Source organism: Halolamina sp. (assembly GCF_036626355.1).
Lineage (GTDB): Archaea > Halobacteriota > Halobacteria > Halobacteriales > Haloferacaceae > Halolamina.
The window spans coordinates 1-7,792 of the sequence record NZ_JAZKRY010000113.1 but is presented as its reverse complement, the minus strand read 5'-3'; the positions used below and the strand labels follow the sequence as shown (position 1 = coordinate 7,792).

8 protein-coding genes and 1 tRNA gene are annotated in these 7,792 nt (G+C 64.1%); 5 read left to right on the top strand and 4 right to left on the bottom strand.

The features are described from left to right. Positions 1–257 precede the first annotated feature (257 nt). Positions 258–506 carry an AbrB/MazE/SpoVT family DNA-binding domain-containing protein gene (locus V5A38_RS13825; RefSeq protein WP_332326349.1) on the top strand — a complete coding sequence of 83 codons (249 nt, stop codon included), beginning with the start codon at positions 258–260 and terminating at the stop codon, positions 504–506. A gap of 322 nt (positions 507–828) precedes the next feature. On the opposite strand, the gene V5A38_RS13820 is transcribed toward V5A38_RS13825, so the two are convergent. Next, positions 829–1,353, bottom strand: coding sequence for a PadR family transcriptional regulator (locus V5A38_RS13820; RefSeq protein WP_332326348.1), 525 nt, complete (start codon positions 1,351–1,353; stop codon positions 829–831). A 206-nt stretch (positions 1,354–1,559) separates the two neighbouring features. Between V5A38_RS13820 and V5A38_RS13815 the strand changes: the two genes are divergently transcribed. Together V5A38_RS13815 and V5A38_RS13810 are read left to right on the top strand one after the other, a co-directional pair. Beyond that, on the top strand, positions 1,560–3,008 hold the full coding sequence (locus tag V5A38_RS13815; protein ID WP_332326347.1) for a heme-binding protein: 1,449 nt from the start codon (positions 1,560–1,562) through the stop codon (positions 3,006–3,008). 556 nt (positions 3,009–3,564) lie between these two features. Beyond that, a complete protein-coding gene (locus tag V5A38_RS13810; RefSeq protein WP_332326346.1) occupies positions 3,565–4,479 on the top strand; it encodes an acyltransferase in 915 nt (304 codons plus the stop codon). Between the two features lie 23 nt (positions 4,480–4,502). Here the strand turns inward: V5A38_RS13810 and V5A38_RS13805 are convergent, their stop codons facing one another. Together V5A38_RS13805 and V5A38_RS13800 are read right to left on the bottom strand one after the other, a co-directional pair. Next, complete coding sequence (locus tag V5A38_RS13805) at positions 4,503–4,832, bottom strand: hypothetical protein (RefSeq protein ID WP_332326345.1); 330 nt, start codon at positions 4,830–4,832, stop codon at positions 4,503–4,505. A 266-nt stretch (positions 4,833–5,098) separates the two neighbouring features. Continuing rightward, a tRNA-Gly gene (locus V5A38_RS13800) sits at positions 5,099–5,169 on the bottom strand. 125 nt (positions 5,170–5,294) lie between these two features. Here V5A38_RS13800 and V5A38_RS13795 point away from each other — a divergent pair. Beyond that, positions 5,295–6,122, top strand: coding sequence for an NAD+ synthase (locus V5A38_RS13795; protein WP_332326344.1), 828 nt, complete (start codon positions 5,295–5,297; stop codon positions 6,120–6,122). A 26-nt stretch (positions 6,123–6,148) separates the two neighbouring features. Here the strand turns inward: V5A38_RS13795 and V5A38_RS13790 are convergent, their stop codons facing one another. Next, positions 6,149–6,874 carry a DUF3105 domain-containing protein gene (locus tag V5A38_RS13790; protein WP_332326343.1) on the bottom strand — a complete coding sequence of 242 codons (726 nt, stop codon included), beginning with the start codon at positions 6,872–6,874 and terminating at the stop codon, positions 6,149–6,151. A 144-nt stretch (positions 6,875–7,018) separates the two neighbouring features. On the opposite strand from V5A38_RS13790, the gene V5A38_RS13785 reads away from it, so the two are divergent. After that, positions 7,019–7,690: a hypothetical protein gene (locus V5A38_RS13785; protein WP_332326342.1), complete on the top strand. Its 672-nt coding sequence runs from the start codon at positions 7,019–7,021 to the stop codon at positions 7,688–7,690. Positions 7,691–7,792: the final 102 nt, after the last annotated feature.

Genomic DNA, 7,792 nt, shown 5'->3' with positions numbered 1-7,792 from the left:
TGAAACTCCATGAGTTCCGCAGTGTCGCCCCTGATAGTGATTACTGCGAATAGGTGCATCGACGGTGTCGAAAGCCGCCGGTTCAGGGGCTCCCATCACCGACACGGATGGTCACAGCGGGACAGACTCGCAGCAATCACTATGAAACAGCCATTAACTCGGTGTGCGATACTATTCGCGGGAGGTCGAGGCATACCAGTGTATTCCTGGCAAATTTGCGGGCGAATTATTTTTGCGAGTGCCCCATACAGTTGGGTATGTCTCACGAGGTTGAGGACGAAACAACAGTAAATGAGAGCTACTCGGTCACGGTCCCAGCGGCGGTACGGCGAGAGGCCGGCGTCGAAGCGGGCGACAAACTCCGCTGGCACGTAGACGAAAACGGGAAAATTTCTGTCGAACTCGTCAAACAGCAGTATGGCGCGTTTTCACAGCTGGATCCAGTCGATATCGGCGAACCATCCAACGCCGCAGAGGATCACGACCTCATTGCTGGAGACACCTGATGGCCAGAGTTGTCGTTGACGCGAACGTCCTCATCGCAGCCCGTCTCTCACGCGACCAGACCACAAGCGAGGGAAGGCAATCGCAGACGCGATAGACCAAGGGGACCTCCCGACAGCATCTGTGTTGAGCGACGTTCTCGAAGAACTCATCAATTATCTCCAGGCGAGAGCGGGACACGACGTTGCGACCGAAACGCTCGATGCACTCATCGAGAGTAGCGGGCTCTCACTCACTCAGACCTCGAAAACGGATTTCAACGCTGGCCGGTCATTATTTCGACGGGACGAATCACTCTCGCTAACGGATGCAATCATCGTTGCACTACTCCTCGTCGTACTCCATTCCCAGCCGCTCGTAGAACTCCTCGGGGGTCTCTTCGATACGCTCGAAGTCGTCGAAGTAGTACTCGTGGTGTCGCACCACCTGCTCACAGATCCAGGCCGAGAACTGTTCGTCGAACCGCCAGCTCTCTTCGGGCTGGTCCACCTCGAACCGGTCGTCGGTGGCAAAAGCGACGTAGACGTGGTAGAACCCCAGAATCACGTCGGCGAACTCCCGGGCCTTCCCGCCCGTTTCGACGCGCTTCTCTGCCAGCTCCTCCTCGCCCTCGGGGGTGAGTTGGAAGTACTTCCGGTCGGGCTCGTCCTCCCGCTCGATGCGCTCGGCCCAGCTGTTCTCCTCGAACTTGTAGAGAATCGGGTAAACCGAGCCGTAGGAGGGCTCCCAGTGCCCCCCACTGATATCCGTAATCTCCTTGAGTATCTCGTAGCCGTACCGTGGTTTCTCTTCCAGAAGCTCCAGAACGATGTACGAGATGAGGCCTTTCGGTGGGCCGCTCTTCCGCATTGCAACTGCCTTCCCCTGCTCCGGGTGAAAGGGTTTCGGTACGGGTAATCCACTCTCAACGGCTCTCGCGCCCGCTCGTGTGCGATACGCGCGAGAGCGCGAGCATGCGAAGCCGAACTGAGCCTGCACTGGGGGTGCCCCGTGGGCCGCCAGATCCAGCGGACGGACACGCAACGCCCAAGCCCCCCCGGAACGGACCACTATCTATGACTGAGCCACCGCAGACCGAGGAAGGTTGGTTTGTCCTGCACGACTTCCGATCCGTCGACTGGGACGCCTGGCGGGACGCCGCCGAGCGCGACCACGAGCGCGCGGTCACCGAGGGTGTCGATTACCTCCGCAGCCACGAGCAGGTCGTGGACGCCGACGAGGGCACCTCCGCAGTGTTCAGCGTTGTCGGCGACAAGGCCGACCTCATGGTACTGCATCTCCGACCCACACTCGACCATCTCTCGCGTGCTGAGCGGCAGTTCGAGGCGACGGAGTTCGCCCGCTTCACCGAGCAGACCGACTCCTTCGTTTCCGTGACGGAGGTTTCGGGCTACGTCTCCGACGCCTACTTCGCCGAGGACGAGGAGGAGGTCGACGAGGGACTCAAACGCTACATCGAGGGGAAGATCAAGCCCGAACTCCCCGAGGACGAGTACGTCTGTTTCTACCCGATGAACAAGCGCCGCGGCGAGGACGTTAACTGGTACGACCTCCCCTTCGACGAGCGCGCGGAGCTGATGTCGGGCCACGGCGAGACCGCCCGGAAATGGGGCGGGAAAGTCGATCAGATCATCTCCTCTGCGCTCGGCCTCGACGACTGGGAGTGGGGGGTGACGCTGTTCGCCGGCGACGCCGTCGACATCAAGGACATCGTCTACGAGCTCCGGTTCGACGACGCCACGTCGAAATACGGCGAGTTCGGCCCGTTCTACATCGGCCGGCGGTTCCCACCGGAAGACCTCGGCGCGTACCTCCGCGGTGAGGAAGTTCCGACCGGTGAGGACGCCGAAAGCCACCACGACGGCGACCACGGCGAAGCGGAGAGCGACCACGCTGGCGACGACGAGGAAGGCGTCGACGAGGAGAGTATCCGCGGCGAACTGGCGGATCTCGACATCTACGCGGGCCAGCCCCACGGCGAGGACGTGTACGCGACAGTGCTCTATAGCGAGGCTGCTCCCGAGGAGGTCGCCGGCGAGGTCGACGGCCTCCGCGGAAACTTCGAGCATTACGACACCCACGTCAAGACGGCGGTGTACGAGGGAACGATGACCGACCGGGTCGCCGTCGTCAGCATCTGGGACACCGCAAGCGCCGCAGAGACCGCCGCCGGGTTCCTCGCTGACCTGCCGGGAATTGTCTCCCGTGCGGGCGAGGAGTCCGGCTTCGGGACGATGGGGATGTTCTACACCGTCCAGCCCGAGTACCAGCAGGACTTCGTCGACCGCTTCGACACTGTCGCCGACCTGCTCGAGGAGATGGAGGGCCACAAGGAGACGGATCTGATGATGAATCTCGAGGACGAGAACGACATGTTCATCGCGAGTCAATGGCGCGCCAAGGAGGACGCGATGGGCTTCTTCCGGTCCGAGGAGTTCCGCGACACGGTGCAGTGGGGACGGGAAATCCTGGCCGATCGGCCGCGCCACGTGTTCTTGGCGTAACCAGCCACGGCGAGCGACCTGCCGCAGCCTCCGTGCTGCCTTGACGAGAGCGTCGCTCTCGTCCGCCACAGAACGCGGAGCGTTCTGGTGACGGAACCGAGCCGTTTTCGAATCCGAACTCTTGGAGACGACAGCGCGTCCCCTCAGCTATACTGCCGGACAGAAGTCAATACAGAGTTGCTCACCAGTCTCTGGCTCTCACACGAACTGACGGCCGATTCACGGCGAGCGATGGTTGTATCGTTCTGTCCGGCAGTATAACCACGTCGCAGCCGGTGCTCTGGATGCGCGTGACGACCGCTTCGCGGATCGTCTTGGCCCGACGACGGATTCAGCGTCGGAGTCGGCGTTGACGCGCTGGCGGCTCTCGATACTGCCGACGCGCTGTTCGACGATGGACTCACCGCTCCCCCAACTCATCCCGGTGCGTCGCAGTTCGTAGCGTGCCAGTAGAGCACTCGACACGAGCGGCCAGCAAATACGTCGGCGCCCTCGCGCTTCTGCGAATTGTGTGAACACCCGAACCCATATGTCTCGGCGAACCCTCCGTCCGGCCATGACCAAACGTCACGCCTCGCTCCCTCCCGAGGCCGAGGAAGGTGTTGACGCGTTCCTCGACGAGGTTGATGCCCGCCTCTCCTCGGACGAAGAGACGTGCAACGTGGTGCAGGACGTGCTGGTGGATCTGTTCGGCGACCGCGACGCGCTCGAACGCTGGGAGAACGGCGGCGACGTCACCCCTGCCGAGCGGGTGCGCCTCCAGGGACACGACCCTTGCAACGCGACGCTCGAGTCGGAGTACTACGCCGAGAAGGACGACTCGCGCTTCCAGCGCTCGAAACATCTCCAGTGGCTCTGGCGACAGTTCGACGCGACGCCGATGGCCGACAACGTGGAGTTCGCGCTCCGGTTCCGCTCGATGCTCGCGAAACACCTGTTCGACGAGTGCGGGGACGGCTGCCGGTTCTTCAAGGGGATCACGTTCACCTACGGCCATCACATCAGTGTCGGTGACAACGTGGTTGTCCATGACGACGTCCATCTCGACGACCGTGGGAAGCTCACCATCGGCGACCGGGTGTCGATCTCGGACTCCGCACAGGTGCTCTCCCACGGCCACGACGTCGTCGACCAGACCGACGTGACGAACTACCACACCATCATCGAGGACGACGCCCGTCTCACCTACGACACGCTGATGCGTGCGGGCTCGAAACTCGGCGAGAACTCCATCGTTGGTGCGAAAGCCGTCGTCGACGGCGACGTGCCGGCCCACCACGTCGTCGTCGGCCAGCCAGCCAAATCTGTCCGCATCAAGCCCGGCTGGGAGTCCGTTGCCGACCCCATCCAGGACCGCCTGGATCGAAACAAGGAACAGCGCCGCATCGAGTACGAGTTGGCCGACGATCTGGACGAGTTCGACGAGTTCCAGCGCGACCGGCAGCCGCCGGACGCGCCGAACCAGGACTGACCCGGGACAGCCGACGAACCTGCCTACAGCCGGATATACACCCACCCCTCGTTCTGCAACCGAGTCAGTTCACCCACACCTGAGGAGACGAGTTCGACGCCGTCCGGGAACACGTCCTCGTCAGCCTCCGCGCCGCCGAAGGCGTTCGAGCAGAGCTTCACGGTCGCGCCCATCCCAACCAGGGCCTCAGTCGTCTGCCGGTGTCCTTTCGCGGCGGCGTCGATGCTCCCCGGGTGGTCGATGAGGACAGCAGCCGCTGTCATGTCGAGCGTTTCGTCGCCAAGCAGGTTCCGAACCTTCCCTTCGGAGATGTGGTAGGCGTCGGCGTCGGAGACGTGATAGACGGTTCGCATGTCTGAGGATTCAGGGGCCCAGGTGAAGAAAGCGATGCGAGAAGGATGGAGACAACGACTAAGATTCCACCAACCGTGACCTGGCTGTGCCGGGGGCGGTGACGAGTCCAGCGGTGCCCAGTCCGAGGAATTGAACCAGAATCAGACGGTCCGGGAGTCTCGTGAGCACGGCGGAACCGACGGTTCCGCCTGCAGCCGGCGGCTTCGCCGCCGCCGATGCAGCGAACGAGACAACGGCCGGCGCACGACCGACCGCAGGTAGGGAGTGCGCCGTCCGGGAATTGAACCCGGGCCTGTAGCTTGGGAAGCTACTGTCCTCCCACTGGACCAACGGCGCCCTTACGACGGAGAGAAAGCCCGCCTTCGGTAAGTCGGTTTCGGAACGCGCCATCGTAGTGGGCATCTGTCCAATCTCCGTGTACGGGGAGTGAGTATTTCTACCACCCGTTCCAACTACCGTCCATGCCCGAGAACGTGCTCACGGAGGAGGCCCCGTTGGATATCCGCTTCTCGCAGGGCGAACTCGAAACCGTCCACGAGCGCATCGTCTCCTTCATCCAGGGAACCGTCGACACCGCCGGCGCCGAGGGGGCAGTGCTTGGACTCTCGGGCGGTATCGACTCGACGCTCACCGGCTATCTCGCCGTCGAGGCGCTGGGCGAGGAACGGCTCCACGGGCTCACGATGCCCGCGCGAGTCAGCGACGAGGAGCTAATGAGCGACGCCGAGACGGTCGCCGAATCGCTGGGTATCCCTTACGACGTCATCGAAATCGAGCCTATCGCCGAGATGTTCGACAAGGCCTATCCCGAGGGCGTCGACGACCCCACCGCCGCGGGCAACGTCCGGGTGCGGACGCGCGCGGTGCTGAACTACTACGTCGCCAACACCGAGAACCGCGTCGTGCTCGGGACAGGGAACCGCAGCGAGGCGACCACCGGCTACTTCACGAAATACGGCGACCAGGCCGTCGACTGCAACCCCATCGGCGGACTCTACAAACAGCAGGTGCGCCAGCTGGCGGCCCACGTCGGCGTCCCCCACGAACTGGTGATGCAAACCCCGACTGCAGGGATGTGGGAGGGCCAGACCGACGAGGAGGAGATGGGACTAAACTACGACCATCTCGACGCCGTGCTCGCCCTCCATATCGACGGCCCGCTGTCGAAAGCTGCGACGGTACGGTACGTCGACGGAATCACTGCCGAGCATGTCGACCGGGTCGTCGAACTCGTTGAAGGAAGCGAGCACAAGCGCTCGATGCCGCCGGCGCCGGAGCTGCCGGTCTAACCCTGGATCGGGACCGAACTGCGGACTTACCGGACGGGGTTCTCCGGCCCCCGACCGAGATACTCCGCTGCGAACGCACGGACCGCCTCGGCGTCGTAATCGTCGATGACGAGGCGATGGGTCCACGCGGTCAGGACGTACTCTCCCTGGGGGTTCTCGTTGGGATTCGGTGCAACGACGACGCTCGTCCACGTTCCCTGGTTGTTGTCGGCCCACGCCCGGAGGCTCGCTTCCGCTTTCGGCGTCACGTTGGCGGGGTCGTAGTAGATGACGACTGCACCGTGTTCCAGCGTGTGGACCAGCCGGGGGAGTTCGGGTGTCTCGGTGTAGAACCCGGCCTGGATCGCTCGCCCCCAGTGCTCGCCCGAGAGCGGAGGGCTCTGGGCGTAGTCGATCTTGCTTCCTTGCTCGACGTGCTGTATCCCCTCGGACTCGGCGCTCTCGACCTGCGAGATCCACTCCTCGTCACCCCGGTCCGGGAGGGGGTCGTCCTCGATGCCGGTCGGCGCTGCATCGGGCCCGCCTGAGCCGCCACTCAGGAAAAGGAACCAGATGGCAACGACGACGAGCACGAGCACCGCCGCACCCCCGAGCAGCCCCGTCAGGGGGAACCCCTCATCACTGCTGCTGCCGGCCCCAGCCACGCGACGCTGATCTATCGGACCGAGCTCGTCAGGGTGCTCCGTCCCGAGATGTTCGAGATGGGCCTCTTCGGTCTCGAAAGCGTCCCCACAGTACTCACAGTCGACCATACCGGCGTGCGGTTCGGGATGCTCATAACGCTTCGCTCTCCCGCGGTCGGCGCCCCTGATAACGAGTCGGCAGCTCCAGCCTGTCTCCGTGGCTTTGGGCACCTTTCCAAAGGCCTTTGGCTCCGCCGCGACTACTCGCTACCGATGGACGACGCCGTGTTGGCCCGCCGCTCCGCGCGGCAAGCGCTGAGCGATATTGAGCCCGAGCCCCTCCGTGAGAGACTGGATGAGCGGTTGGCGACGGCGTCGATGACCCCTGGCGCGCTGGCGCTCTCGAGCGCCCGCGCGTTCGCACCCGACGTCGACGTCTCGGCTCTCGGCGAACAGGCTGCCGGCGTCCAGCTCATCTACGAGGGGCTCGCGCTGACGCGCCGTCTCGCCCGCGAGGAACCCTGGGCTGGGGCAACAGCGGATGACATCGACGCCGATCTCGACGTGCTCGCGGCGGACGTGCTCGTCTCCCGGGGGTTCTACCTGCTCGCCCGGACTACCGCGGCCGCCGAACGCGCCGTCGAGACGGTCCAGGCGTTCGGCCGGAACCAGACTGCCCATTCCGAGGGCGCTGCGGACGCCGACACGCTCGACCGCAATCTCGAAGCGGACGTGTTCGAGCTCGCGGTGGTCACCGGTGTCGCCGCCGTCGACGGCACGACCTCAGAGGAGCTGCTCGCGTACGCCGACGGGCTCGCCCGGAGGTACGAGGGTGAGCTTCCGTCGGCCGGGACGCTGCTCTGCAGCGGGACCCACGAGCGGCTTGCGACGTTTTCGGACGCTCCGGTCAGCTCGCCGACCCGGAGTGCAGGAACGGATCCCTGAGGCGACGGGGAACCGAAACCCATAAAGACGAATCCGCAGTAGGCTGGCATGCGCGCCTGGGTAGCTTAGCGGTAAAGCGCGTCCTTGGTAAGGACGAGAGCC